This window comes from Pseudoalteromonas sp. A601, from assembly GCF_002165575.1.
In the GTDB taxonomy this organism is placed as follows: domain Bacteria; phylum Pseudomonadota; class Gammaproteobacteria; order Enterobacterales; family Alteromonadaceae; genus Pseudoalteromonas.
Map to the genome: position 1 here is coordinate 85488 of NZ_MXQF01000008.1, position 25829 is coordinate 111316.

A 25829-nucleotide genomic window follows, 5' to 3' on the forward strand; every position below is an offset into this window, starting at 1 on the left:
ATTAAACGTATTCTAATAGACCATGCTACCACAATTAATTTAGATTTACAGGCGCTAAATCTTTGCGATTTATTAATTTAGCCCTATATAATGGCCTCAGATTGACGAGGAAGTATTTTATGACCGAACATCAAAATGTAGATAGTGCAGAAATTGCAAAGTTTGAAGCCATTGCCGAAAGGTGGTGGGACCGCGAAGGTGAATTTAAACCCCTTCATGAGATTAATCCGTTACGATTAGATTTTATCTGTAATAAGACACAAGGGCTATTTGATAAGGAAGTACTTGATGTTGGCTGTGGTGGCGGAATTTTAACAGAAAGTATGGCCCGTATGGGTGCTAAAGCGACCGGCATTGATATGGGGCAAGAGCCATTAACAGTGGCAAAGTTACATAGCTTAGAAACTGGAGTGAATGTTGATTACATTAAAGTACCTGCAGAAGAGTACGCACAACAACACCCTGCTCGCTTTGACGTAATTACCTGTATGGAAATGCTTGAGCATGTCCCTGATCCATCCTCAATTATCCATGCTGTGGCAGCACTGGCAAAACCGGGGGCTGACATATTTTTTTCAACTTTGAATAAAACCCCTAAAGCGTATTTATTCGCTATTGTCGGTGCAGAAAAGCTTTTAAAAATGGTGCCTGAAGGTACTCATGATCACAAAAAGTTTATCAAACCCGCCCAATTAATTGCTTGGGCTGAACAAGCGGGCTTAAAAGTACGTGCTAGTACGGGTTTAAATTACAATCCACTGTCAAAGCAATACACATTAAATAGTGATGTAAGCGTTAATTATATTCTACATTTTGAGAAACTTGCCTAATGGTAAGTTTCAATAAAACAGAGCAAACAATTGAATATGATGCATTTATTTTTGATTTAGACGGTACCCTACTTGATACAGCGGATGATTTAGGTGCTGCGCTTAATAGTGTTCTCAAAGCACATTTAATGCCCTTGGTCACTGCAGACATATACCGCCCTGCCGCCTCCAATGGTGCAGTAGCACTTTTAGAAGTCGGTTTTGGTCAGTTATGGCAATCACGGCAAGACCAAAGTGAGCTGCGTCAGCAATTACTTGATGCCTACAGTGCTAATATTGCAGCTCATAGTCAGTGCTTCACCGGCGTCGCGCAATTGTTATTAGCCCTTGATCAACAAAAGATAAAATGGGGGATCATGACAAATAAGCCAGAGTTTCTTACTAAGCCATTAGTTGCCCAAATACCTGAACTCAAAGATACTCACGCTTTAGTCAGTGGTGATACCCTCAATATTGCAAAGCCCTCCCCTTTACCTTTGTTACATACAGCTGAGCTTTTAGATGTCGAACCTAAGCGCTGTTTATATATCGGCGATGCACAACGTGATATAGAAGCTGCAAAAGCCGCCAATATGCACAGCGCGACCGCACTGTGGGGTTATGTACCAAGTGAAGCCGAGGCATTAAGTTGGAATGCAGATTTTAACTGGCAAAGCCCAATTGATGGATTTAACCACATATAGTGAATTTACAGTTTAAAAACACTATATGTTGTGATTAGTTTAAAATTAGCTCAAACTGTGTTGATAAAAAAAGCAGCCAAAATTTATTTTTAAAATGACTAAATTTAATAGATCTTGAGTTGCTTTTTATAAATTTCACCTTAATCAAATGGTCAAAGGTTAATGGCTACTAACACAAGCATGTTATCCCAAACTTATCCACAAAGGGTCTCCTTTCTGTCCCTTGCAAATGATCGCAGACCACACTATCTTGTGATCTAGAATTTGAAGAGCACCAGATATTGTGGCTAAATGTTATTCAATTAAATTCGCTTTTAACGTTATAACTAGAATAATAATTTTCTAAGACTATATTTCCCAAGGAATACAGGCAAAACTATGAACCAACAGCTATCTGTAAGCAAACGTGACGGCCGTAAAGAGTCACTTGATCTTGATAAAATTCATCGCGTTATTGAGTGGGCCGCCGAAGGTTTAAATAACGTCTCTGTTTCGCAAGTAGAGTTAAAGTCACATATTCAGTTTTATGATGGTATTCGCACTGAAGACATCCATGAAACGATTATCAAGGCTGCTGCTGATCAAATCTCTAAAGACAGCCCAGATTATCAATACTTAGCGGCTCGTTTAGCTGTATTCCACCTACGTAAAAAAGCATATGGCCAATTTGAGCCACCACGTTTATATGATCACATTACTAAGTTAGTAGAAGACAAGCGTTATGATGCGCATCTACTGGTTGATTACACAGAACAAGAAATTGACGAGCTAGATAACTACCTTGATCATAGCCGAGATTTAAACTTCAGCTACGCAGCTGTAAAGCAGCTAGAAGGTAAATATTTAGTACAAAACCGTGTAACGGGTGAAATTTACGAAAGTGCACAGTTTTTATATATTCTTGTTGCGGCAAGTTTGTTCTCTGATTACCCAAAAGAAACGCGTTTAGATTACATCAAACGTTTTTATGATGCGGTATCAATGTTTAAGATTTCATTACCAACGCCAATTATGGCGGGGGTACGTACACCAACACGTCAATTTAGTTCATGTGTTCTAATTGAATGTGGTGACAGCCTTGATTCTATCAATGCCACTTCATCTGCCATTGTAAAATATGTATCGCAACGTGCAGGTATTGGTATTAATGCTGGTCGAATCCGTGCTTTAGGTAGTCCTATTCGCAATGGTGAAGCTTACCACACCGGTTGTATCCCATTTTATAAGCACTTTCAAACAGCGGTTAAAAGCTGTTCGCAAGGTGGTGTCCGTGGTGGTGCAGCAACGTTATTCTACCCATTATGGCATTTAGAAGTTGAAAACTTATTAGTACTTAAAAATAACCGTGGTGTTGATGATAACCGTGTTCGTCACTTAGACTACGGCGTACAATTTAATAAATTAATGTATGCACGTCTGATCAAAGATGATTATATTACCTTGTTCAGCCCATCTGATGTACCTGGTCTTTATGATGCATTCTTCGAAGATCAAGATGAATTCGATCGTTTATATGTTCAGTATGAGCAAGATGAGTCAATTCGTAAAAAGCGTATAAAAGCAATCGAGCTGTTTTCAATGTTTGCCCAAGAGCGTGCCAGCACTGGCCGTATTTATTTACAAAACGTTGATCACTGTAATACGCACAGCCCATTTATTTCTAAGGTTGCACCGATTCGTCAATCTAACTTATGTTTAGAAATTGCATTACCAACTAAACCACTGAGCAATGTAAATGATGAAGAAGGTGAAATTGCTTTATGTACGCTTTCTGCCTTTAACTTAGGCGCAATTGAGTCACTTGACGAATTAGAAGAGCTTGCAGAGCTTGCGGTACGTGCACTAGACAACTTACTTGATTTCCAGGACTACCCAGTGCCTGCAGCTAAAAATGCGACTATGGGTCGTCGTACTCTGGGTATAGGTGTTATCAACTACGCATACTACTTAGCTAAAAATGGTAAACGTTACTCAGATGGCAGTGCCAATGCACTTACCCACAAAACATTTGAAGCAATTCAATATTACCTCATGAAAGCATCAAACGAGCTTGCAAAAGAGCGTGGGGCATGTCCTAAGTTTAATGAAACAACGTATTCACAAGGTATAATGCCCACTGATACGTACAAAACAGATTTAGATAAAATCTGTGACGAGCCACTGCATTTAGATTGGGATGCATTACGTGCGAGCATTAAAGAACACGGTATGCGTAATTCAACATTGTCAGCGCTTATGCCGTCAGAAACATCATCACAAATCTCAAACGCAACCAATGGTATTGAGCCACCACGTGGTCATATCAGTGTTAAAGCAAGTAAAGATGGTATTTTAAAACAAGTTGTACCTGAGTATGACCGCTTAAAAGAAAATTATGAGTTATTGTGGGATATTCCTTCAAACCAAGGGTATTTGCAACTTGTGGGGATTATGCAAAAGTTTGTTGATCAAACTATCTCAGCAAATACAAATTATGATCCAAATAAGTTTGAAGGTGGTAAAGTACCTATGAAGGTATTACTGCAAGACTTGCTTGCTGCTTATAAGCTTGGCGTAAAAACCTTGTATTACCACAACACCCGCGACGGTGCATCAGATTCACAAGATGAGCTTGCTCCGCAAGTAGAAGATGACGATTGCGCAGGCGGTGCGTGTAAAATATAAAAATATTTAAATAAAATCACAGCGGGCTTTATGCCCGCTTTGCCCTGTTAGTTTTTTGAGTGAACCTATGTCTTATACTACTTTTAGCCGAAACCATAATAACCAATTACAAGAACCGATGTTTTTCGGCCAGACAGTTAACGTATCTCGTTATGATCAACAAAAATACCCTATTTTTGAAAAATTAATCGAGAAGCAGTTATCTTTCTTTTGGCGCCCTGAAGAAGTAGATGTAAGTAAAGATCGATTAGACTTTCAAGCACTACCAGATCACGAAAAACATATATTTTTAAGTAACTTAAAATACCAAACGTTACTTGATAGTGTTCAAGGGCGCTCTCCAAATGTTGCCTTACTACCCATTGTATCAATCCCAGAGCTTGAAACCTGGATTGAAACATGGGCGTTCAGTGAAACAATTCATAGTCGTTCATACACGCATATTATTCGTAACGTGACACAATCACCTGAGCTCATTTTTGATGATATTGTCAGTAACGATAAAATTAGTGAGCGCGCTGATGCGGTGACAAAATATTATGACGAACTGATCAATAAAGTGGCTATCTACAACCTTTACGGTGAAGGTAAACATGAATTAAATGGTGAAACCGTGCATATCAGCTTATTTGAGCTGAAGAAGCTGTTATACCTCGCCATGATGTCAGTTAATATTCTAGAAGCAATTCGTTTTTACGTTAGTTTTGCTTGTTCATTTGCCTTTGCAGAGCGTGAATTAATGGAAGGTAATGCCAAAATCATCAAACTCATAGCCCGTGATGAAGCATTGCATTTATCTGGCACTCAGCATATTTTAAATATTATGCAAGATGGTAAAGACGACCCTGAAATGGCTATTGTCGCTGCACAATGTAAAGATGAAGCTATAAGGATGTTTGTTGATGCCGCAGAGCAAGAAAAAGAGTGGGCTGAGTACCTATTCAAAGATGGCTCAATGATTGGTCTTAACAAAGATATTCTTTGCCAATATGTCGAATACATCACTAATGCACGTATGAGTGCTGTAGGTCTACCAACGCAATTTGCTAATAACAGTAACCCAATCCCATGGATAAACTCTTGGTTGGTTTCTGATAACGTTCAAGTAGCACCACAAGAAGCCGAGATCAGCTCTTACTTGGTTGGTCAAATAGATTCACAAGTTGATGCATCTGACTTTGGTGATTTTGATCTGTAATGCCTGATAGTAAAACTGTAAGGGTTGACCTTACAGATAGCAGCCAGAATGTACGCTTTGACTCTGGCTGCCCTTCTCTTTTAGACTGCCTCGAACACAATAAACTAACGGTTTCATACCAATGTCGTGAAGGGTATTGCGGCGCCTGTAGAGTCAAGTTAACGAAAGGCAGCATCATCTATAATCAAGAACCTCTCGCGTTTGTCCGTGAAGGTGAAGTATTGCTTTGTTGTTGTAAACCCGACGGCGATATCGCTATCACTTTAGAATAAAGCACTCGCTAGCATACAAATACACCTATTAGATAAGACAAACCAGGCAGTCTATTTGAAGTTAATTACAAGGGGCATTGCCACTTTACTAGCACCCCTTGAATTAATCCTCTATATTTTAGCCCCCTAAATAAACCATTAACTTTTTTTACAATTAAGACCTAAGCGCTATTAAAACCCTTCAGATATTGCCTATTGCAAGTTATAGAACACCTACAATGCAAACGCTTCCATTTAACTTTAGCTTAAGTTAGCTTAATAAATTTAGGCCTTTGTTTTCTTGCTGATGAATTGTAACAGGCCAACCTGGGAACTGGTTACTTGCCTTATTATCAGCTACATCAACTAAAAACCGATATGCTTCCATTGTGTAGGTGAGCTTTTTAGAGTCAAAGGTAATAAAACCAAAACCACTCCCTTTCTCATGTGCCTTTACATATCGGTTAGTAGATTTCCCTACTTCAGGATTACCTACCGCATAGACATAAATTTTATTACCAAAGGTATCATGATACTCGCCTGTTTCAGCAAACCCATGTGCTGGGCGATTTTGATAAGGCATCTTCATAGAGTCAGGTTTCCACCACCTTGGCCAACCGGCAGAAATAGCTGGTGTACAAAAAGCCCAGTTGCTATCTCTTTGCTGATTTACGCCGTATTGCGATAAAGAACCTAAATGGGTATCACCACAAATATGTAACGCCATAGAGTCACGCATTGCATCAATTGCACGGTTACGTGCAGAGGCAGGCCATCCACTTGAATCAAAATCATACTTCAAGAAACGATCGGGTAAGGGCTGATGAGTAGAAATAGCTGCAAATACAGTTTGGCTTAATACCGCTTTTAATTTATGTCCACGCCAGTCATTACCCCACTGCACAAGAAAGTTCTCTTGGCGGTTTCCTAACAGGTCTAAGCCAGGGGGGTTAAATACTGGATTATAATAAAGCGGATCTTCGTCTTGCCCTGTTTCTCCTACCGCAACATTAATCCGCTCTGGGCCACTTTTCCATTGCCTATCGGCAAGTATGGCAAAACCAACACCGCCGTATAACATCGTTCCGTAGTACGAGCTAATACCATTGGTTGGTGTTGGATCATGAGGATCTGGGTGATGGTTTAGAGTCGTTCTATGTACCATATTAACCACGCGTGCAGAATCAATGTAGCCACCTAAAACACTCGCTGTAGGGTCTTTCGAAATGTTTTCCATCCTTGCACCACCCTCACCCCACAAATTACCTTGGAGTACATCATGATCATCGGGCAAACAAATTGTCGGCTGATTACGCATGACCTCTTTGAAAGCCCAACCAAACTGATAGAATTTTCGTAAATAGTTTAAAATTGCTAAATTATCTGGAGTACGAATTACACCAAACCCGCCATGACTTTCATAAATTTGGTCACCAGAAAAGAACACCAAATCGGGGTTTAGTTTTTCGACATTTTGAGCAACTGGCTGGTACGGAAAACCATAATCATTTTGACATGTCAGCGCAGCCATTCGTAATTTTTCACTCGCTGGGTTCGCTTTTATAACTCCTGAATATATATCAGGGGTTTGAGTACCGTCAGTGTGTTTTTCACGATATACAACCCGAAAAGGCGTATCGCGTGTTTCATCCCAATTGGCAATACGAAAGGTCGCCAACCAGCCGTCATGGTCTATGACTTGCGAATCGATAGCGTTCCACTGATTATCACGCTGAATTTGTAGCTCTATTTGCTGATTATCTTGCTCACCTATTGGCCCTGTGTAAGCACTCAACTTCATCACAAAGCCTTCATCACTCAATGTATCGTTTAACGAATACATAGTCCAAAGTATTGGACCAAACACTTGTTCATCTATTACTGAAAATGCTTCACCTTGCATGGTCCAATTACTAAATTTATATCGTGCGCCCAATTTGTCTTCAGGTGCATTTTCATATGTGACGGATGGAATCGAAAAGTTACTCACCAACGCCACATTGCCTAATAATTCAGTGGCTGCAGCCAAGTGAGTGAGAGTACCTATCACTTTTCCTGACGACGTTAAACTAGCAGTTAACTCTAACGCCATAGCACCTGATTGAGGAGTGCCAGTCAGCGTTAGAGTAACTGCTTGATTTTCAATCGTAGTCGTTAAAGGTGTTGTGTTATTCCCTAACACTAAATCGTTATTTTTAATACCGAGGTCGTATCCCTGTTGAACAAAACAGTTACTACGGTATTCATTGAGTTCACTTTTAGCGCCAAGACGAATACCAGCACCACCATCATTACTGTTTTGCTCTAAACGAGCAACTTCCACTGACATGGAAAAAGGTTTAGCAATATTCGTTATTTGGTGTGTTAAAGAATGAACACTGCGATTACCCCCTCGAGTTATACATTCAGCAGCACCATTAACAACGCGCCAATCCTCCATTGGATTAGCCCAATATTGTTTGCCTAGCCAGACTCTGTTGTAGGTTTTATGCCAATTATCATGGTGCGACTGGGTCCCGCTAGTTATAACTGATGCAGTAGTACCTAAATGACTCTTACAACCAGAAACTCCTGTAGCAACAACTCCTGCGGCTAGCATTTTGAGGACTGAACGACGAGATATATTTTTATTCATAATTTTCATCTCACTTATTGGATATTGTTAACAGTAAACAAACAATATATGTTTTTGGTGAAAATATCAGCATTTGTTTTCATAAAAACGTTAAGAAATTATAAAAACGTCATTCAAACCTGAGGTTACATGTTTTATAGGCCCCTACTTCATGCGCACTAACACACGGTTAGACATTGTTTTAATTCCTTATATTTAACGAGTTTGCCATTTATCGAAGTGACACGATAAAACAATTAACTAATCACATTTAGCACCCAGCTTCATGCTTTGGACTATTATTGCGCTAATTAATGGTTGCTATTTAATAACAAAAAAATATAATCTAAGAAAATTGTTAACAATTAACATTGAATTAAATTCATTATGTCATTTCTAACTAACTATAAAATAAAGACACGAATTTTAGCGCTAGTGCTCATTCCATTGCTAATTACAGGATTGATGTCAGTTGAAAAAGTACGATCCTCTTTGGCGCAGCAGCAAGCGATAATTAAACTTGATGCAATACTCGATTACGCTCATGTCACTTATCCACTAATTTCAAGCTTATTAGAAGAAGGGTTTTACACAAGATTGTATCTTGATGCAGTCTCAGGAGCACAAAAAGCGCAGCAACAGATGCTCACTTATCGACAAAACGCGCTAACAAATGCTAATCAGTTTAAACAATTCATTACTGAGAACCAGCATACAATTAAGCAATTTCCGACCCTGAATAACCAAGTAGAAATAATAAAAAAGCAATTAAGGGATCTGCAAGTAGTCAGACAGGTAGCTGATGAAAAAAATCACCTAAGTAAAGCATACACAGCGCAATTTGGCCGAGAAGTTCACACAATGTATGAGATTAACGATCTGATCCGCAAATTATTAATGACGTTGAGCGAAATTGTAGTCATCGCCAGTAGTGAACAACAATTAGGAAAAATGTCGAATGCTTACTATTATTTAGTTGCCAGTAGTGTCGAACGCTCATTTCACGATAGCTTTATAAATACGGCAAGCAACACACAGTTGGATGTATACATATACGGTGAAATATTCAGAAGTGCCACTGCTATTCAGACCTATAACAACCTATTTTATAATTTCGCCACTGTAGATGCACAATCTGCGTTTACCCAAATGAAACAAAATGCGGACTACCTAAAATCTGAAGAAGTTGCGCTACAAGCCCGCACAAATATATATCAAACAGTCAACAAACCGCTAAATATAGAAGGTACTCATTGGCCAGAGGTTGTTAAAAATGTGTCAGACATACAGCAGCGTACTATTGAAATTGTACTTAAAGAGCTGATCGACACTAAAAATAATTTAATAGACCAAGCAAAAAATCAGCTATACAGCAATGTTTTAACCCTCGTGGTGCAAGTTGTATTTCTGGCTTTATTTTCGTGGTTTATTATTCGCAGCATTACCCAACCATTATCTGAAATCGTAGGGAATGTGTGTGAGTTGGCACGTACAAAAAATTTAACCTTTAGATTTAACCAAAATGGACAAGATGAATTAACTGAGCTCACTAACGCATTTAACTTATTATTATCCAGCTTTCATGGCACTTTAACTAAAATAACTGAAGAGTCGCAACAAATATCACACAGCTCAGACACTATCCACCACGCAATAAAAGACAGTACGTCGTTGAGCAATAATCAACAATTAGCAACGCACAGTATTTCCGTGGCAATTAATCAAATGACAGCAACCATCAGTGAAGTATCGTCAATGACTAATCGAACTCATCATGCGATAGAACAAGCTCATACACTCTCAACTAATAATTTAGAGAACTCCAATATCAGCCAAACCATGATGCAGCAACTAAGCGAAGAACTCAGTGTAACCACTGAGGTAGTTACAAAGTTAGATGAGCAAGCTCAACTGATTAGTAATATTTTAAATGTGATTGAAGGAATTGCAGAGCAAACGAATTTACTTGCACTTAATGCCGCGATTGAAGCTGCTCGCGCAGGAACAACAGGCAGAGGATTTGCAGTTGTTGCCGACGAAGTAAGAAACCTTGCTAGTCGTACGCAACAATCAACTAAACAGATTCAAGGGCAAATAAATACTCTACAAACAGGTGCGACAACAGCCACCCAAAGCATGGCGCAGTTACAAGAAAAATCGAATCAAGCAATTGATAATGTAATTAATAACACACAGGCTTTTACACAATTAAAAGAACAACTTGATCAAGTAATAGATATGGCGCTGCAAATAGCTACAGCCACAGAAGAACAAACATCGGTATCTAATGCCATTAATAAGCAAATAACCTTGATCAATAATGACGCTCAATCTGTGGCAAGTACTACCCAAAGTAGTCAACAAACGGTCGATAACTTAACTGGCATTGTTGAAAACTTAGAAAGCTATATTAATGAATTCACTTTGGTGAAACCCTCTACCAACAAATTGTAAGGAGTATTTTCTATGAACAATACACTATTTAAACTCAGTGCTATCTCAATTGCACTCACCATCACAGCTTGCAGTAATCAACCTACCAGCACACAGGTTCATTCCAAGATAGTGTTCGACGATGTTTCTGTTGAAACTGGATTAAAAACTGATGAAAATTGGAAGTATGGGGGCCCGACTATTTCTGATTTAAATAATGATGGTCATTATGACTTATTATTGACGAATCATGATTCAACTCCCATACGCTTATTTATGGCTAATGGTGATAATACATACACGTTACAACCCGATATTTATCCTCGTGTTGACCTACATGGTATGGCCAGTGGTGATTACGATAACGATGGTGACAATGACATTTTAATTGCGCTAGGTGGCGGCAATGGTCAAACGCCACAGCCTCAACGACTGTTGCGTAATGATAATGGAAAGTTCACGGATGTGACTGTCGAGTCAGGATTATCAGAAATGGGCGCACGAGGCCGCTCTGTGCGCTGGGTCGATTTAGATAACGATGGTGACCTTGATTTTATGCAAGTTAATGCGGCCAAGCAAGTAAACGAAGATACACCACGGAATATACTTTTTGAAAATCAAGGTAATGGACAATTTATATACCACCCTTCTGAAGAATTTGAAAACTTACACGCTGAGCGGGTGTTATTAAGCGATTATAATAACGACGGCATTCTAGATATACTTGGCTTTAACGGCCATAGTGAATTAAGTATTTACAAAGGCAATAACGACTTCACTTTTACCAATGTAACTGAAGATGTATTAGCCGATAACTCAAAAGACTACTTTGGTACGCTTGCAATGGCACAAGCAGATATTGATAACGATGGTGATATGGATTATTACCTTGCTCGTGGCAAATTACACTATGCCATTGCTAATAATAGTATTTCGTTTAATGAACGTAAAAAACGTCTCGATATTCGTGATGAAGGTAATAAGAGCCACGATGGCATCACTCTCGTTGCTGAAGGTGATATCATCCTCAGTGATTTTTATCATTTCCCACGTGCAAAATTACTCGATCATATGCCTGTTTACCTAGGTAAAAACAAAGAGCTGATCGAAACACCTGATAATAATATTCAGATCACAAAACAACGTGCCCAAGGATTTCCTGTAAAGACTGATAAAACAGGTTGGTATATTGGTTATATTGGTAATGGGCAGTGGCGCGTTGAGTGGATGCTTGCAGATAATCTTGCTTGGGATGTGCGTGCATCATTTAAAAATATTTCAGCTTATAAAAGTGACTGGAAACCACAAAACTTAGCGATACCAGATGCTTTATTACGAAATGATAACGGTAAACTCGTTGATGTGTCAGATCAACTACCAGCCCTCACCAACGCAAACAATTGGGGCGTAGTACCTGGGGATTTTAACAATGATACATACGTTGATTTTATGGTTTATCGTTTTGGTGAATTAAAGGAGCGTATTGAAGATGTACTGCTATTAAATAACGGTGATTTTACCTTTAAAACACAACTGACTCATAATGCGTCGACTGAGTTAGGGCAAGACTCTCATGGTGATATGGGAGCTGCATTTGATTATAACCAAGATGGTAAACTCGATTTACTTAGCGGTGATGATGACAACGGAAAATGGCATTTGTATCAGAATAATACCGATTTAAGCCATGCACACCACTTGCTTGTTCGAGTTGGCTATTCTGAATCGGGTGTAGACCCACTCGGTGCAAAAATTGAGGTTCAATCTGCATCTACAAAGCAATATCAAATTGTGGGTTCGCACAGTGCCACTCACTCTCAAAGCCAACTTAATATTGCACACTTTGGTTTAGCTAACGCGAATAAGGTTAATTCAGTCGTCGTTACTTGGCGAGATGGTAGTAAAAAAATAGTGAACGATATTAATGCTGATAAGCTAATTAAAATAGGTAAGTTTTAAACTTCTTACTGTATAAAAATATAATAGTTAGAAAAACCTGTGACTTAATTCAGTCTCAGGTTTTTTATTGTCATGTTACATCAAACCAATGATCTCTACATACCAAGACCGCACGAAAGCTTTAACTTTGTCATCTTAACCTATAGAAAACTAGAGAGTCGTGACTGGCAATGATTCAGGACAAGATCACTTAAAAAGACGATTGCCGAATTAAGCGTGAAGTTGCTCCACCTGTATTTACGAAGCTGACACAACACATAGCATTTAATCAGCTAAAAGCAGAGGCTAGCTTTGATAAATGCATACATGCAAAACAGAAAAAAGCTATGCGCAGTACAACCTACCTTGAAAAGGTATTGAACAACTCATAGACTTTTTTCATGCTCTTGCCCTAGCTTTAGTGCTGGCTTATTAAAGTATATTTAAACTAGAACTTATTATGCCCATAGAATATATAATTAAATAAAATTCGGTGGTATTGGTGAGTCATTTCGGCGAGTTACATACACAATGCAATCACCATCAGTTTGATTACTAAATGCCCTGCTATGTTCAATAGGTACCGAGAATGTATCACCTTCGTTGAGCTTTAATACCTCTTCACCCAAGTCGATTGTTAAGCACCCTTGGTGAACAAAAATAACCTCTTCTTCAAAACGAATGTGTTGCGCTATCTCGGCATTCGGCTGAAGTTTTAAAGCGGATATATTAAACCCATGTGGCCAGTTTAGTTGCGTTTGAATGAGCGTATCAGCATTTAAATTACCAACGAGTGGGGCTTCATAAACACCTTTAAACTGGCTCAGGTAAGAGCGCTGTTGCCAATTGAAGTTCGTTGCTCTAACAACTGTTTCAGCAAGCTCTTCATTGGTAATCACTCTGTGTTGCGCTATTTGTTCTTTACTCGTCACCGCCATGGGTTTAACCCCATCTGGAATTTCTTCATTTAGCGTGGTATCAACTAAACTACCATTTTCTAATAGTATTAAGCCAAACTCTTTTGCCATATCAAATACTTGTGGGGCCCATAACACTCGACCCGGATCATCACTACCCAGTACTGCATATAAGTAACCAATATCATCGCCTACGTTTTCAAAGCCTCTAAAAATATCCAGTGGGATTGAAATGATATCGCCTGCATTTAAAATTACTTTGGCATCTTTACCCTCTACACCGGTATAAAATGCCCACGTACCAGTGTGGACAACAAAAATCTCTTCGGTTAAGTGGCTATGCTGTGAATTTAAACATCCTGCAGGCTGGCGTGCACCACCAATATTAAAACCATGAGGGATCGAAATATGGACATGCTGATTCGGGTTCTCGGCAACGCCTGGACCAATAATAGTAAAATTTTCTTTTTGATCGCTACCTGGCGAACGTGTATCTATAAAAGCATTTTTGCACGGAATTAAATCATTGTATCGTACTAAGCGCTCTGCAAATAAACTCATTACTATCTCCTTAATTAATTATTGAGCGGTCCAGCCGCCATCAATTTTTATACTTGTACCCGTGATCATTGCCGACAGTTCACTAAGCAAAAATACACAGGCATTAGCAACATCATCTGTTTGAGCGATTTTTTTCATTGGGATCATCTCATAAACAAATTTATTAAAAGCAGGGTCTGCTAACATAGGTTTGGTCATTGGGGTTTCTACAAATGTTGGAGCTACTGTATTAACTCTTACATTTTGTGTTGCTAATTCAACAGCAAGCGCTTTTGTTAGTCCTTCCACCGCATGCTTGCTCATGCAATACAAACTGCGATTGGCCGAGCCCACAAAGCCCATTTGCGATGACATATTAACCACAGTTCCAGCACCTGAGGCTATTAAGGCTGGCAATGCCGCTTGGCTAATTTTGTAAACACTACGAATATTCATCGCAATTACATCATCAATATTCTGATCTGTTTGCTCAAGTATGGGAGCAACACGATTAATGCCTGCATTGTTAAGCAATCCATCAAGTTTAGAAAGCTCACGTAATCGTGCAAAAAATGCATCGCTATTTATATCAAGTGGCCAAATTTCTATTTGTGCAGGCGCGTATTGTTTTAGCTGTTCTAAATCTTGTTTTGTTCTAGCCACCGCAATCACGTTTGCGCCAGCAGCAACGCACTTTTGTACGCACGATTTGCCAATGCCTTTACCCGCTCCTGTAACTAAAATGGTTTTACCAAGTAACAGAGTTTTATCAAATCCCATTCTTTCACCTAAATTCTATATTGCATTCGAAGTCATTATTAATTAGAGTGCAGTTAGATGCAAGACATTATTTAACCAATGCGTCTCACCAAATGTGTATATAAAAACGATTCACAAAGGATATTAGCAATGATAAAGCACTTAAAAAAGGGTCAACCATCTGACTCAAAAGAAAAACAAAATCAATCAGTAAGAGATATTGTAGAGAATATTTTGGCACGTGTTGAATCCGAGGGTGATGCAGCAATTCGCGAGTATTCAGAACAATTTGACAAGTGGACTCCGAAGTCTTTCAAACTTTCAACTGAAGAAATCAAAGCGTGTTATGCACAACTTGATGAGCAGTTAATCGAAGATATTAAATGGGCACAAAGCCAAGTTAGAAACTTTGCGCAAATTCAGCGTGACTCTATGAAAGATGTTGAAGTCGAAACTTTACCCGGTGTTACACTAGGTCATAAACATATCGCCATGGATAGCGTCGGTTGTTATGTACCTGGTGGTAAGTACCCATTATTAGCTTCTGCCCATATGAGTGTGCTTACCGCCAAAGTAGCGGGTGTTAAACGTGTTATCGCAATGGCCCCGCCTTTTAATGGTAAACCATCACCTGAAATTGTGGTTGCTATGGATATGGCAGGTGCAGATGAAATATACTGCTTAGGCGGCGTGCAAGCCGTTGCTGCCATGGCAATTGGTACGCAAACTATTGCCCCTGTAGATATGATTGTCGGTCCAGGTAATGCCTTTGTAGCAGAGGCTAAGCGCCAGTTATTTGGTCGTGTAGGTATTGACTTATTTGCAGGCCCTACTGAAACACTGGTTATTGCGGATGACAGCGTTGATGGTGAGCTATGTGCTGCCGATTTACTAGGGCAAGCAGAGCACGGTCCTACTTCTCCTGCTATTTTACTGACTAATTCTGAGCAATTAGCTAAAGATACAATGGCCGAAGTACAGAGACAGCTGACTATTTTACCTACTGCCGATATAGCAGGCGTAGCATGGCAAGATCATGGTGAAGTCATTGTGTGCGACACTTATGAAGAAATGATTGAAGTAGCAAACGACTTGGCTTTTGAACACGTGCAAGTAATGACTAGCAACACTGGTTACTTTAAAGATAACATGCAAAACTTTGGCGCCTTATTTCTAGGCCCACAAACGAATGTCTCCTATGGTGATAAATGTATTGGTACCAACCATACACTACCCACAGGTAAAGCAGCGCGTTATACTGGCGGACTATGGGTAGGAAAATTCATAAAAACATGTACTTTCCAACAAGTAACTGAAGAAGCCTCAGTAGTAGTTGGTGAGTATTGTTCACGTTTATGTGCTGCAGAAGGGTTCGCTGGTCACAAAGAACAAGCAGACATACGAGTAAGACGATATAGGAAATAAATCATTGTCAAAGCAAAAAAAAGTCACCTCATACGATGTAGCCCGCGAAGCGGGTGTTTCACAATCGGCGGTATCGCGTGTATTTAGACCCGGATTTAGTGTGTCTAAAAAAACCCGTGAAAAGGTAATCGCTACGGCCAATGAAATGGGCTATCGCCCTAATGCCATTGCCCGTATGTTGATCACCAAACAATCTGGTATGGTTGCGGTGATATTATCATCGCAGGCTAACCTAAATTACCCTGAGGTACTCTCTGAGCTTAATAAAGAGCTAGCACTTAATAATAAACGAGTGCTGCTTTTTACACTAGATAATGCCGACGAGCTAGACGAATTACTTGAAAACATTTGGACATTTCAGGTTGATGGCGTAATTGCCCTAGCCGCCCATTTTGATAGTAAAAGCTTAGATTTATTTGCTAAACACAGTACGCCTATTGTGCTTTATAACCGCAATGTGCCTGAGTCGAATGCAAACACGGTTTGCTGCAATCATGACAAAGGCATTAAGCAGTTAATAGACTTATTACACCAAGCTAATCATAAATCGTATTTAATAATTGCCGGCCCTACTGATTCTGACGTGGCAAACGAACGCAGAGAAATTGCCGAAAATTATTTACACACTCTTGGGGTAGAATACACCCCAGTTATTTATGGTGATTATGGGTATAAATCAGCACGTGAAGCACTAAATGAATGGTTAAAAAAACACCCCAAGCCCGATGCCATAATATGCAGCAACGATGCAATGGCCATTGGCGTAATTGATGAACTAAAAGAAAACTTCCATATAAATGTCCCCGACGATATATCGGTAGTAGGGTTTGATGGTATAAGCGCATCATCGTGGTACAACTATCAAATAACCACAATACAACAACCTATGAAACAGCTAACCAAAGCCGCTGTAGACATACTCATGGAGCGTATTGAAAACCCTCAAGCGGCGGCAGAAGCGCGAGTTTTTACTGGTTCATTAATTGAGGGGAACTCTATTAAAACACGTTAAATTAAGGAATTTTTGTGGCCAAAAATCCTGTTTATATTTTACCTGGTACATTGTGTAACCAGCGTATGTTTGCAGCGCAAATAGTTGCGCTGAAAAATGCGGGTTACACGCCCCATGTTATTCCATTTACCCAGCAAACAAGCATTGCGGAAATGGCAGAGCTTACTAAAACCATAGCCCTTGAACCCGCGCCTTTTATTGGTTTTTCAATGGGCGGTATTGTTGCGCTTGCTCTTTTAAAATCAAACCCTGAACTGATACAATCGCTGTGTTTAATATCTAGCAACCACCTAGCGGATAAGCCAGAACGCTCTGCGATTAGACTCAAGCAAATAGCACAAGCAAACAGTACCAATATTGAAGATGTATTAAAAAACGACTTTTTACCACATTATTTCCACCAGCCAAATGAGCAACACTCTCAAATAGCCTTAACTATGGCAAACGAACTTGGCGTTAACGCTTTTAGTGCGCAGCTGCAAGCACTTGCCACCCGTGAAGATACCTTAAACGTTATTGCGCAAACCGCTAAAAAGTTGCTGTTCATTGGTGGTGAACATGACGTTTTATGTCCAACTAACATTCAGCAAACCATGCATAACGCCTGCGCTAATAGCGATCTTATTTTATTAGGTAATTGCGGGCACTTTATCCCTCTTGAGCGAAGCAACACATTAAACGTAATACTTTTAGATTGGTTGGAGTCTTTATCATGAATTTAAAACAAAAATTAAACGCCAAACAGTTACTGCTTGGCACATTTATAAAGAGCACGCATTATCATAATACTGAGGTACTCGCGCATACCAACCTAGATGTACTGTGCCTTGATGCCGAGCATGCTCCCTTTGATAAAGGCGATTTAGACAGCTGTATTATGGCAGCACGCACTAAACACATGCCCACACTAATACGGGTTAGTAATACCGATCACGCCACATTATTAAGCAGTTTAGATATGGGCGCAGAGGGTCTTGTACTACCGCACATAAAAACGCCAGCGCAAGCCAAAGCGATTATTAAACACTGCTTTTATGGAAACAATGGTCGAGGTTATGCTGGCTCTAGCCGTTTTGCAGGTTATACCACCCATGCTTTAACCGAGAACTTAGCAGCTAATAAGTCATCAACCTGCATTATTGCTCAAATAGAAGATGCCGATGCACTGGAGCATATTGAGCAGCTATGCCAAATAGACGAAATTGATTGCATTTTTATAGGCCGAATGGATTTAACTATTTCTCTTGGCGAAACCAACCCAAGTGCACCGAGTGTTTTAGAAGCCGTAACAAAAATAACCAATGCGGCAGCCAAGTATAATAAATGTTGTGGCATGTTTGTCGGTAACTTGAGTGAACTAAGTCATTGGCAATCACTCGGGGTAAGCTTTTATTTATTAAGCTCTGATCATAGCTTTTTATTAAGCGGCGCTAAGCAATTACGTAACCAATTTGATACCGAGATGAGCACGACAAAATAATGAGTATTCATAATAGCAACAAAGCGCTAATACAAGGTTTTACAGAGGCACTGTATAACTTTGATCAGCAAGCCTTACAGGCACAAATCAATCGCGTCTTTGCCGATGACGCGCTCATTCAACTATGTTATCCGTTTGAAACCTTCGCAAACCCAAACGCACTTTTAGAGCAAGCCTACACCCCCCTTGCCAACGCATTTATAGGTCTTGAGCGCCGTGACACCATTGTTATGGCAGGTAGCTCCATTAACAACTCTGAATGGGTTGGTTGTTGCGGCTATTATACCGGCTCATTTGAAAAGCCATGGCTTGATATCCCCCCGACAGGGCACCAAGTAAGCATGCGTTTTCATGAATTTTATCGCATAAAAAATAACAAAGTAGTTGAAGTACAAGCTATTTGGGATATTCCTGAAGTAATGATGCAAGCCAATGTGTGGCCGCTCTCTGCTAGCTTAGGAAAAGAGTGGCATGTACCAGGCCCAGCCACTCAAGATGGGTTAATCACAAGCCCATATAATACAGAGCAAGCAGCACAAAGCTTAAAACTTGTCGGCGATATGTGTGAGCATCTGGGGTTTTATTCAACAGGTGGTATAGCAGCTATGAAGCTAGAACAGTTTTGGCACCCACACTGTAGCTGGTATGGGCCAAGTACGATAGGAACCGCACGGGGTATAAAAGGCTTTAGAAACTGGCACCAAATTCCATTTTTAAACGCCCTGCCCAACCGTGTTGGCGATGCTAGCAAAGGTTATTTATTTGCCGATGCAAACTATGTCGGGTTTACCGCATGGCCAGGTATGAGCATGACCATAAGCCACGATGGATGGTTAGGTATTGCGCCTGCAAATCAAAACATTACTATGCGTAGCTTAGATTTTTGGCGTACTGAAAACAATCTCATCCGCGAAAACTGGGTATTAATAGATATGCTCGACGTTTATCATCAAATAGGTGTAGACGTACTCGCACGTATGAAAGAGCTTAGCAAAGCGCGCTACTTAAACTTTGCTCCCTAACGGCCCTTAAAATGTAAAAAGCTCTGTAATAACAGAGCTTTTTTATAAATTAACCCTACTATGCTCCTGGGTTTGCAATACTTTGCATGCGTTTTAAAATATCTAACCCTTGCTGTTTTAGCCAATAAGGGATATCAATAATCACCCAGTTCTCCACTAGTTTATCGCCTTCACGATGGTAAACATCAACTACGCGCATATCAGCTGGGGTATTCGCACCGGGTAAGCCTAAAAACCCCCCAATCGCAGTATTAGTTAAATTCGGCCAACCAAAAAAGCAGGCGAATTCATCTTCGGCAAAACGGCAAATATGGCCATTAAACACTTTACCCGTTAACCCTTCTCTAAACGGGTACATGTGTTGTTGTTGGTATCGCTCAATAGTATATGTAGCACCTATGCCGGCAGGACCATACCACACCATGTTTTTATCCCACGTTTTTGCAAGTACTTCAGGCGGACATGTATCAATACCACTTTTGTTAAGCGTTGTAAGGTTATCAATCATCTGATTCACTAGCGCCATGGTTTTTTCACTTTGCTCATCATTGCTTTTACCTAAGCGTATGCCATCGTGAGTACGCGGGCCTGGGTAAGTAAAGTATTGCCCAGTAGAGAGCGGTAGCGGATTTAAATCAACTTGCAGCATTAAGCCAATAATATCGACAAAAAAACCTGTTTCAACAATTTGCCCATCTTTAACGCAGTTAAACTCAGCGTAGCGAATAGTCACCAACTTATGAGAAGGGGCAATGCCTAGCCAATCGTTATCGAATAAGCCCATAAAGTGACCCATACTCATAACCCACTCGCCGCCATCCGCTTCACTTTGCCCTGCAATAAAAATATCTTCACGGCGTTGCAGTGCACTAAACGATCGAAATAACGGCTGCCAAACTTGTGCAATGACAGCATTAATATTATTCAGCTCATTAAACGGGTGTACCCCTTTAAAGCGGTAATCATCCACCATGTATTTATTAAATACTAAATTTAAATCAGTACCTTGCGTTTTTTCTAATGCAGCATGGAATTGACGAACCAGCTGCTTATTATTGATTGTTTCTGCCATGATGTTTCCTTGTTGTTTTCGCAGTCAAATTTAAACTCTCAAGCCGCACATAAATATGCATTAGCAAAATGTATTCTATTTAAAGAGTAATTAAAAGCCTGTGAATAATAAGTTATAAATTGGTTTAAAATAATACTAATGACAATTGACTTCGAAGTCAAAGTGATTCATGATGATTCAAAATAAAAAATACAAATAGGCTCTTAAGCCCGTAAAACCTAATCTAACAGGATTAATTATGAATGATTTTGGATTATTGAATTGGAGCATTCTCATCGGGTACATTATTGCTAATCTCATACTTGGATTTGTAATAAGTAAAAAGGTGAGTAGTGCTAATGACTTTTATATTGGCAGAAAAACTACACCATGGTGGGCCATCGGCATATCGGTAGTGGCTACCTATGTAAGTGCCCTTACCTTTTTAGGCGCACCTGCGTGGTCATACAAAGAAGGCCTTTCTGTTATTGCTATTCACTTAAACTACCCACTGGTTATTGTGGCTGTGGTGTGTTTGTTTTTCCCGTTTTTTTATAATGCCGGTGTCGCGTCTATTTACGAGTACCAAGAACGCCGATTTGGAAAAAAAGCACGTATTTTAATCTCCACAATTTGGCTTATTTCGCAAACAATGGGCTCAGCCGCCGTGCTTTATGCCACATCCTTAGTACTGGCATTTATTGTTGATATAAACGTTATTACAGCAATATTTTTAGTCACTATTATCGCTCTTATTTACACCATGCTAGGTGGCATAACCGCGGTTATTTGGACTGATGTAATTCAGTCGGGCATTTTGTTTATTGGCGCTGGTATTATTATGTATGCGCTAATTACCTCTATGGACGGTTCATTTAGTTCAACACTGGCAGAGTTAAAAACACAAGGTAAGTTAGACCCACTCAACTTCTCGTTCGACTTTACACAAGTGACCACCGTATGGTCCGGTGTGCTAGCCATGTCGCTGTACCATATTACTGTGTATGGCACTAACCAAATGATGGTACAACGCACGCTTGCAGCTAAAAATATTGGTGATGCCAAAAAGTCATACCTACTTATGGGCTTCATTGCATTTTTTATCTACCTCTTTTTTATAGTTATGGGTGTGTTGTTCTATAGCTATTACGGTGGACGCACATTTGAAAACGACAATTTAATTATCCTACAGTTTGCAGCCGATTATGGCCTACCAGGATTAATGGGGATTATAGCCGCAGCAGTCATGGCAGCTTCTATGTCGAGCCTTGATTCAGCACTTAATTCGCTTTCGACCATTAGCACCATCGACTTTTATAAAAAGTACTTTGCGCCAGATAAAAATGATGTCCATTACTTAAACGTTACTCGTTTATTTACCTTAGGGTGGGCTGTGATCATTATTGTGCCTGCAATTATGTACCACCTTTATAGCGAAGGCTCAATTTTAGAAATACTCACCAAAGTTGGCTCTTACTTTGTTGGTGCTCAACTGGGAATGTTTGCTCTAGGTTTTTTCTCTAAACACACCACCGAAAAAGGATTGCTAATAGGTACTTTGATATCGTTTGTAACCGTTGCTGTATGTGCTCTTTATACCGATATTGCGTGGCCTTGGTACTGTGCAATAGGCGCCATTACCTGTGTGCTATTTAGTATTGCATTAAGCATTGCATTTGATGGCTTTCAAAATGATTACAACGAATACACGATTAAAGGCCAACTAAAAGCATTTAAAGAACAAAATCGCCCAGAAAAAGAAAATGGCTGGTACTTAGTGCCTGGTAAGTTCGACTCAATCAACTACTGGTTACTTGGCTTTTTTGTACTGAGTTTTGTCTCCCTCATGTTATTTGAATATTTTGTGTAAGGTGAAATAAATGAATATTTTAGAACAACTTTTTGAAAACTTTAGCGCTGCAGAATTGCCAAATCAAGCATTACTCGCAGACTCCGTTCAATGGCAGGTAAGTCACCCTTTTGAGCCTATTAGCACAAAAGAAAATGTTATTAATGACTACTTTTCAGTACTTAAAAACGCATTACCTGATATAGAGCGTAAACCATTTATCTCTATTCAAGGTGACTATAAAGACGAGCAATGGATCTGTGCCACAGGTTACTTTAGCGGCACATTTACTCAGCCATTATTGGGGATCCCTGCCAGCGGTAAAAGTGTCTTTATTCGATACAGCGAAATGGCGCAAATAGAAAACAATCAAATTGTTAATGTTTATACTTTTTTAGACTTCATTGATGTAATGAACCAAGTAGGCGTAAATCCACTGCGCCCAAGCTTAGGCTATTCAGGCTTAGTAATGCCCCCCACTACACTTGATGGCGTCCCATTGACTGCAAAAAGCGAGGAGCTTAGCCAAACTAACGAGCAACTCGTAGTTGATATGCTCACAGAGCTTGGCCGCTACGATGGCGAAGATTTATACAGCATTAATTTAGAAAAATACTGGCACCCAGATTTTATTTGGTACGGTCCTGCAGGCATAGGCACAACCCGTGGTATTAGCGGTTTTAGAGAGCATCACCAAGGGCCATTTTTAAAAGGGTTTCCTGATCGCGGCATTAATAAAACCCTGTGTTTAGTGAGTCACGATAACTTTGTAGCCACCGGTGGCTGGCCACATATGTACGGAACTCACACCGGCGCAGACTGGTTAGGTTTACCGCCTTCAGGCAATAAGCTGTTCCCGCGAGTTATGGATTTTTGGCGCTGCGAAAACGGTATTTTAAAAGAAAACTGGGTCGCTATTGATATCCCTCACTTATTAGATGGTATGGGCATTGATATTTTTGAGCAAATGCAACGCAAAATAGCTGCAGCTAAATAAGAGGTAAGTATGAATAAACACAATAATATGACCCAACCTTACTGGCTACCATTAGCAAACGTGTTAAATCCGCAAGGTAACAAGCAGCAGCTTTTAATAGGCTTTGATGACGAGTTTGTCGATATCGTTGATTACATTTTGCGTATAACACACCGCATTTGGGAACAAAAAAACATTGGCCTCTGTTATCGCTATTACGCCGACTTATGTCCCGTATTTACCCTAGGTGCCTACGGTGAAAACATAGAAGATGTCATTCAAGGTACACTTAAAACTATTGCAGCTTTCCCCGATAGAAGTCTGATTGGCGAAAACGTGGTGTTTTCAGAAGAAGCCAACGAGCACTATTATTCATCACACTTAATTAGCAGCGTGATGACCAATACGGGTAATTCTGAGTTTGGCCCTGCAACTCATAAAACTGGCCGCGTAACCACAATTGCTGACTGCGTGTGTTTTGAAAATAAAATAGTAAAAGAATGGCTAGTACGCGACAACGGCTTTTTAGTTAAACAACTGGGCCTAAATATTATTAATGTAGCCAAGTACATGGCGCAAATACCCAGTAATGACAAACACACTCTGTGGCTTGAAGAAGAATTTAACCGTGTTCGCGCGATAGATCATCGCGTCGCAAGTACCCCTATTTTAACAGGGGAGTTGGCTGCCTTTGCACATAATTGGCTAGATACTTTATTTAATCAAAAACAGTTTGCAAAGGTACACGAGTTTTATAACTTAACAGCCACACAACAATGGCCTAGCGGCAGAATGGCTACTGGCCTTGCACAAATAAACGGCGTGTTTATACAATTTTTTGCAAACTGTCCTGACGCTAAGCTCACGGTTGATCATTTAGCGATCACCCCATTTAACGAAACCACCACCGATGTCGCTATTCGCTGGTCACTTGCGGGGCATTTTAACCCGCAAAATAATGAGTTAAAGGCATTAAAACAGCAACCTTATTTTATTTTAGGCGCATCACATTTACGCATTAAAAACAAAAAAATTATCGAAGAGATCACGGTTTTTGATGAAGTGGCACTTTATGCAAACTTATTTAAAGCACATGCATTAATTAGCGAAGCACAGTTGGAGGAAAATGCATGATCAACGCTATTATCGATTTATACACTAAAGCCGACATTGAAACTCTAAGCGGTAAACTACTACGCAGTAGCCGTTGGCAGCAACATCATTTTACGGCCATGGGCGCTTTGCAAGCACAGCCACTATGGCTTAGCTTTTTAGCTCAGTATGGTGTTTCAGAGCTAGTATCGCAGGCACACAGTAAAGGGGCAGAACGTGAAACCCTACAGCTGGTTTTACAGCCTAAAAAGCTTAAAAGCCCGGTGCACTTAACGTTTGTAATTAAACATAACGGCACGTTTATTAAAACAATAAAGTGCATCGTGGATACGCTGTCGCTGGCTAATAACGAGTATGTAAATACAACGCTAAATAACAACTCGGTTATTCCTAAACTACCAAAAAGCGATCCTATTATTGTTAGCGATTTAGATAATCAGCTACACCCTACTACTTTTCATGCAACGCCCAGCGCTATCTGCGAGCTACCCTCTCACATTGCTCGTACTTTAGATAACTGGTGGCAAATTTGGCAAACCAACAACCTGGCTCACTTTAATTCCCTTTATACTCCAAGCGCTACAGCTATCCTTGCAGGTAATACAGAACCACAGCCGATTAGTGCATTGCTTGATTGCCATTTAAACTTTACACAATCACTGAGCAGACGCTACGCCCAGCTAGAAACCGTTGAGTATGACAGCGCTAAAAACCAAGCCACCGTATGTTGGACCCTCGATGGCAGCTTTAACGCTAAAAACGTACGTGTTCGCCAACAAATAATTACAGTAATTACTATTAACGATAAACTGATCACCGACGAAGTAATGCAATTTGATACGCTGGCGCTAAGCCAACAATTTGCACTATAAGATAATTTATGTCACTTCCCTTCAAGCGCTCACTGAGCGCTTTTTTTGTTTTAGCCTTTAACTATTTAAGGGGAGTCCATATAAGACCCTAATGACAGTGAAGAAAGTATTTGCAATAAGAAACACTGAACATGGTCGCCAATTTTATAGTTCTCAGAGGATTAAGCTTCCAATTAAAGCTAATGAAGGCGCACTTGATGGA

General features: G+C 39.9%; 20 protein-coding genes. 16 read left to right on the top strand and 4 right to left on the bottom strand.

Annotated elements, in window-relative coordinates; genetic code table 11:
• Window positions 1-119: 119 nt before the first annotated feature.
• The 5 genes from ubiG (at window position 120) to yfaE (ending at window position 5647) form a co-directional block, all read left to right on the top strand.
• Window positions 120-830 (top strand): bifunctional 2-polyprenyl-6-hydroxyphenol methylase/3-demethylubiquinol 3-O-methyltransferase UbiG, encoded by a 711-nt coding sequence (gene ubiG, locus B5G52_RS08390; protein ID WP_087532206.1) that lies wholly within the window; start codon window positions 120-122, stop codon window positions 828-830.
• Window positions 830-1513 carry an HAD family hydrolase gene (locus tag B5G52_RS08395; RefSeq protein WP_087532207.1) on the top strand — a complete coding sequence of 228 codons (684 nt, stop codon included), beginning with the start codon at window positions 830-832 and terminating at the stop codon, window positions 1511-1513. Before ubiG ends, B5G52_RS08395 begins: the two co-directional genes overlap by 1 nt.
• Before the next feature lie 378 nt (window positions 1514-1891).
• On the top strand, window positions 1892-4177 hold the full coding sequence (gene nrdA, locus B5G52_RS08400; protein WP_087532209.1) for a class 1a ribonucleoside-diphosphate reductase subunit alpha: 2286 nt from the start codon (window positions 1892-1894) through the stop codon (window positions 4175-4177).
• A gap of 67 nt (window positions 4178-4244) precedes the next feature.
• Window positions 4245-5375: a class Ia ribonucleoside-diphosphate reductase subunit beta gene (nrdB, locus tag B5G52_RS08405; protein ID WP_087532211.1), complete on the top strand. Its 1131-nt coding sequence runs from the start codon at window positions 4245-4247 to the stop codon at window positions 5373-5375.
• Window positions 5375-5647, top strand: a complete 273-nt coding sequence (gene yfaE, locus B5G52_RS08410; RefSeq protein ID WP_087532213.1) for a class I ribonucleotide reductase maintenance protein YfaE — start codon at window positions 5375-5377, stop codon at window positions 5645-5647. Before nrdB ends, yfaE begins: the two co-directional genes overlap by 1 nt.
• Window positions 5648-5897: 250 nt before the next feature.
• Here the strand turns inward: yfaE and B5G52_RS08415 are convergent, their stop codons facing one another.
• Window positions 5898-8261, bottom strand: coding sequence for an alkaline phosphatase D family protein (locus B5G52_RS08415; protein WP_087532214.1), 2364 nt, complete (start codon window positions 8259-8261; stop codon window positions 5898-5900).
• Window positions 8262-8627: 366 nt separating this feature from the next.
• Between B5G52_RS08415 and B5G52_RS08420 the strand changes: the two genes are divergently transcribed.
• On the top strand, window positions 8628-10694 hold the full coding sequence (locus tag B5G52_RS08420; protein WP_087532216.1) for a methyl-accepting chemotaxis protein: 2067 nt from the start codon (window positions 8628-8630) through the stop codon (window positions 10692-10694).
• Between the two features lie 12 nt (window positions 10695-10706).
• A complete protein-coding gene (locus B5G52_RS08425) occupies window positions 10707-12632 on the top strand; it encodes a CRTAC1 family protein (protein WP_087532217.1) in 1926 nt (641 codons plus the stop codon).
• Window positions 12633-13090: 458 nt separating this feature from the next.
• Here B5G52_RS08425 and B5G52_RS08430 read toward each other — a convergent pair whose 3' ends face one another.
• Window positions 13091-14089, bottom strand: a complete 999-nt coding sequence (locus B5G52_RS08430; protein ID WP_087532218.1) for a cupin domain-containing protein — start codon at window positions 14087-14089, stop codon at window positions 13091-13093.
• 18 nt (window positions 14090-14107) lie between these two features.
• Window positions 14108-14848 carry an SDR family NAD(P)-dependent oxidoreductase gene (locus B5G52_RS08435; protein WP_087532221.1) on the bottom strand — a complete coding sequence of 247 codons (741 nt, stop codon included), beginning with the start codon at window positions 14846-14848 and terminating at the stop codon, window positions 14108-14110.
• 129 nt (window positions 14849-14977) lie between these two features.
• On the opposite strand from B5G52_RS08435, the gene hisD reads away from it, so the two are divergent.
• Genes hisD through B5G52_RS08460 form a run of 5 tightly spaced genes read left to right on the top strand, consistent with a single transcriptional unit; the run spans window position 14978 to window position 19766 of the window.
• Window positions 14978-16252 carry a histidinol dehydrogenase gene (gene hisD, locus B5G52_RS08440; RefSeq protein WP_087532223.1) on the top strand — a complete coding sequence of 425 codons (1275 nt, stop codon included), beginning with the start codon at window positions 14978-14980 and terminating at the stop codon, window positions 16250-16252.
• Window positions 16253-16256: 4 nt separating this feature from the next.
• Window positions 16257-17264, top strand: coding sequence for a LacI family DNA-binding transcriptional regulator (locus B5G52_RS08445; protein ID WP_087532226.1), 1008 nt, complete (start codon window positions 16257-16259; stop codon window positions 17262-17264).
• A 14-nt stretch (window positions 17265-17278) separates the two neighbouring features.
• On the top strand, window positions 17279-17980 hold the full coding sequence (locus tag B5G52_RS08450; protein WP_087532228.1) for an alpha/beta fold hydrolase: 702 nt from the start codon (window positions 17279-17281) through the stop codon (window positions 17978-17980).
• Window positions 17977-18744, top strand: a complete 768-nt coding sequence (locus B5G52_RS08455; protein WP_087532230.1) for an HpcH/HpaI aldolase/citrate lyase family protein — start codon at window positions 17977-17979, stop codon at window positions 18742-18744. Before B5G52_RS08450 ends, B5G52_RS08455 begins: the two co-directional genes overlap by 4 nt.
• Window positions 18744-19766, top strand: coding sequence for an ester cyclase (locus B5G52_RS08460; protein ID WP_087532231.1), 1023 nt, complete (start codon window positions 18744-18746; stop codon window positions 19764-19766). Before B5G52_RS08455 ends, B5G52_RS08460 begins: the two co-directional genes overlap by 1 nt.
• Window positions 19767-19824: 58 nt before the next feature.
• Here B5G52_RS08460 and B5G52_RS08465 read toward each other — a convergent pair whose 3' ends face one another.
• Entirely contained in the window at window positions 19825-20838 is a 1014-nt protein-coding gene (locus B5G52_RS08465) for an ester cyclase (RefSeq protein ID WP_087532232.1), read from the bottom strand.
• Window positions 20839-21076: 238 nt separating this feature from the next.
• On the opposite strand from B5G52_RS08465, the gene B5G52_RS08470 reads away from it, so the two are divergent.
• From B5G52_RS08470 to B5G52_RS08485, 4 genes are read left to right on the top strand one after another with little or no spacing between them, the layout of a single operon-like run.
• On the top strand, window positions 21077-22687 hold the full coding sequence (locus B5G52_RS08470) for a sodium/solute symporter (protein ID WP_087532233.1): 1611 nt from the start codon (window positions 21077-21079) through the stop codon (window positions 22685-22687).
• A gap of 10 nt (window positions 22688-22697) precedes the next feature.
• Complete coding sequence (locus B5G52_RS08475) at window positions 22698-23663, top strand: ester cyclase (protein ID WP_087532234.1); 966 nt, start codon at window positions 22698-22700, stop codon at window positions 23661-23663.
• Window positions 23664-23672: 9 nt separating this feature from the next.
• A complete protein-coding gene (locus B5G52_RS08480) occupies window positions 23673-24776 on the top strand; it encodes an ester cyclase (protein ID WP_087532235.1) in 1104 nt (367 codons plus the stop codon).
• A complete protein-coding gene (locus B5G52_RS08485; RefSeq protein WP_087532236.1) occupies window positions 24773-25627 on the top strand; it encodes a nuclear transport factor 2 family protein in 855 nt (284 codons plus the stop codon). The genes B5G52_RS08480 and B5G52_RS08485 overlap by 4 nt, the downstream gene beginning before the upstream one ends.
• Window positions 25628-25829: the final 202 nt, after the last annotated feature.

Bases quoted from the DNA above. Each gene is read 5' to 3' on its own strand.
- ubiG (WP_087532206.1), top strand. From the start codon at position 120: ATGACCGAACATCAAAATGTAGATAGTGCAGAAATTGCAAAGTTTGAA.
- B5G52_RS08395 (WP_087532207.1), top strand. From the start codon at position 830: ATGGTAAGTTTCAATAAAACAGAGCAAACAATTGAATATGATGCATTT.
- nrdA (WP_087532209.1), top strand. From the start codon at position 1,892: ATGAACCAACAGCTATCTGTAAGCAAACGTGACGGCCGTAAAGAGTCA.
- nrdB (WP_087532211.1), top strand. From the start codon at position 4,245: ATGTCTTATACTACTTTTAGCCGAAACCATAATAACCAATTACAAGAA.
- yfaE (WP_087532213.1), top strand. From the start codon at position 5,375: ATGCCTGATAGTAAAACTGTAAGGGTTGACCTTACAGATAGCAGCCAG.
- B5G52_RS08415 (WP_087532214.1), bottom strand. From the start codon at position 8,261: ATGAATAAAAATATATCTCGTCGTTCAGTCCTCAAAATGCTAGCCGCA.
- B5G52_RS08420 (WP_087532216.1), top strand. From the start codon at position 8,628: ATGTCATTTCTAACTAACTATAAAATAAAGACACGAATTTTAGCGCTA.
- B5G52_RS08425 (WP_087532217.1), top strand. From the start codon at position 10,707: ATGAACAATACACTATTTAAACTCAGTGCTATCTCAATTGCACTCACC.
- B5G52_RS08430 (WP_087532218.1), bottom strand. From the start codon at position 14,089: ATGAGTTTATTTGCAGAGCGCTTAGTACGATACAATGATTTAATTCCG.
- B5G52_RS08435 (WP_087532221.1), bottom strand. From the start codon at position 14,848: ATGGGATTTGATAAAACTCTGTTACTTGGTAAAACCATTTTAGTTACA.
- hisD (WP_087532223.1), top strand. From the start codon at position 14,978: ATGATAAAGCACTTAAAAAAGGGTCAACCATCTGACTCAAAAGAAAAA.
- B5G52_RS08455 (WP_087532230.1), top strand. From the start codon at position 17,977: ATGAATTTAAAACAAAAATTAAACGCCAAACAGTTACTGCTTGGCACA.
- B5G52_RS08460 (WP_087532231.1), top strand. From the start codon at position 18,744: ATGAGTATTCATAATAGCAACAAAGCGCTAATACAAGGTTTTACAGAG.
- B5G52_RS08465 (WP_087532232.1), bottom strand. From the start codon at position 20,838: ATGGCAGAAACAATCAATAATAAGCAGCTGGTTCGTCAATTCCATGCT.
- B5G52_RS08470 (WP_087532233.1), top strand. From the start codon at position 21,077: ATGAATGATTTTGGATTATTGAATTGGAGCATTCTCATCGGGTACATT.
- B5G52_RS08475 (WP_087532234.1), top strand. From the start codon at position 22,698: ATGAATATTTTAGAACAACTTTTTGAAAACTTTAGCGCTGCAGAATTG.
- B5G52_RS08480 (WP_087532235.1), top strand. From the start codon at position 23,673: ATGAATAAACACAATAATATGACCCAACCTTACTGGCTACCATTAGCA.
- B5G52_RS08485 (WP_087532236.1), top strand. From the start codon at position 24,773: ATGATCAACGCTATTATCGATTTATACACTAAAGCCGACATTGAAACT.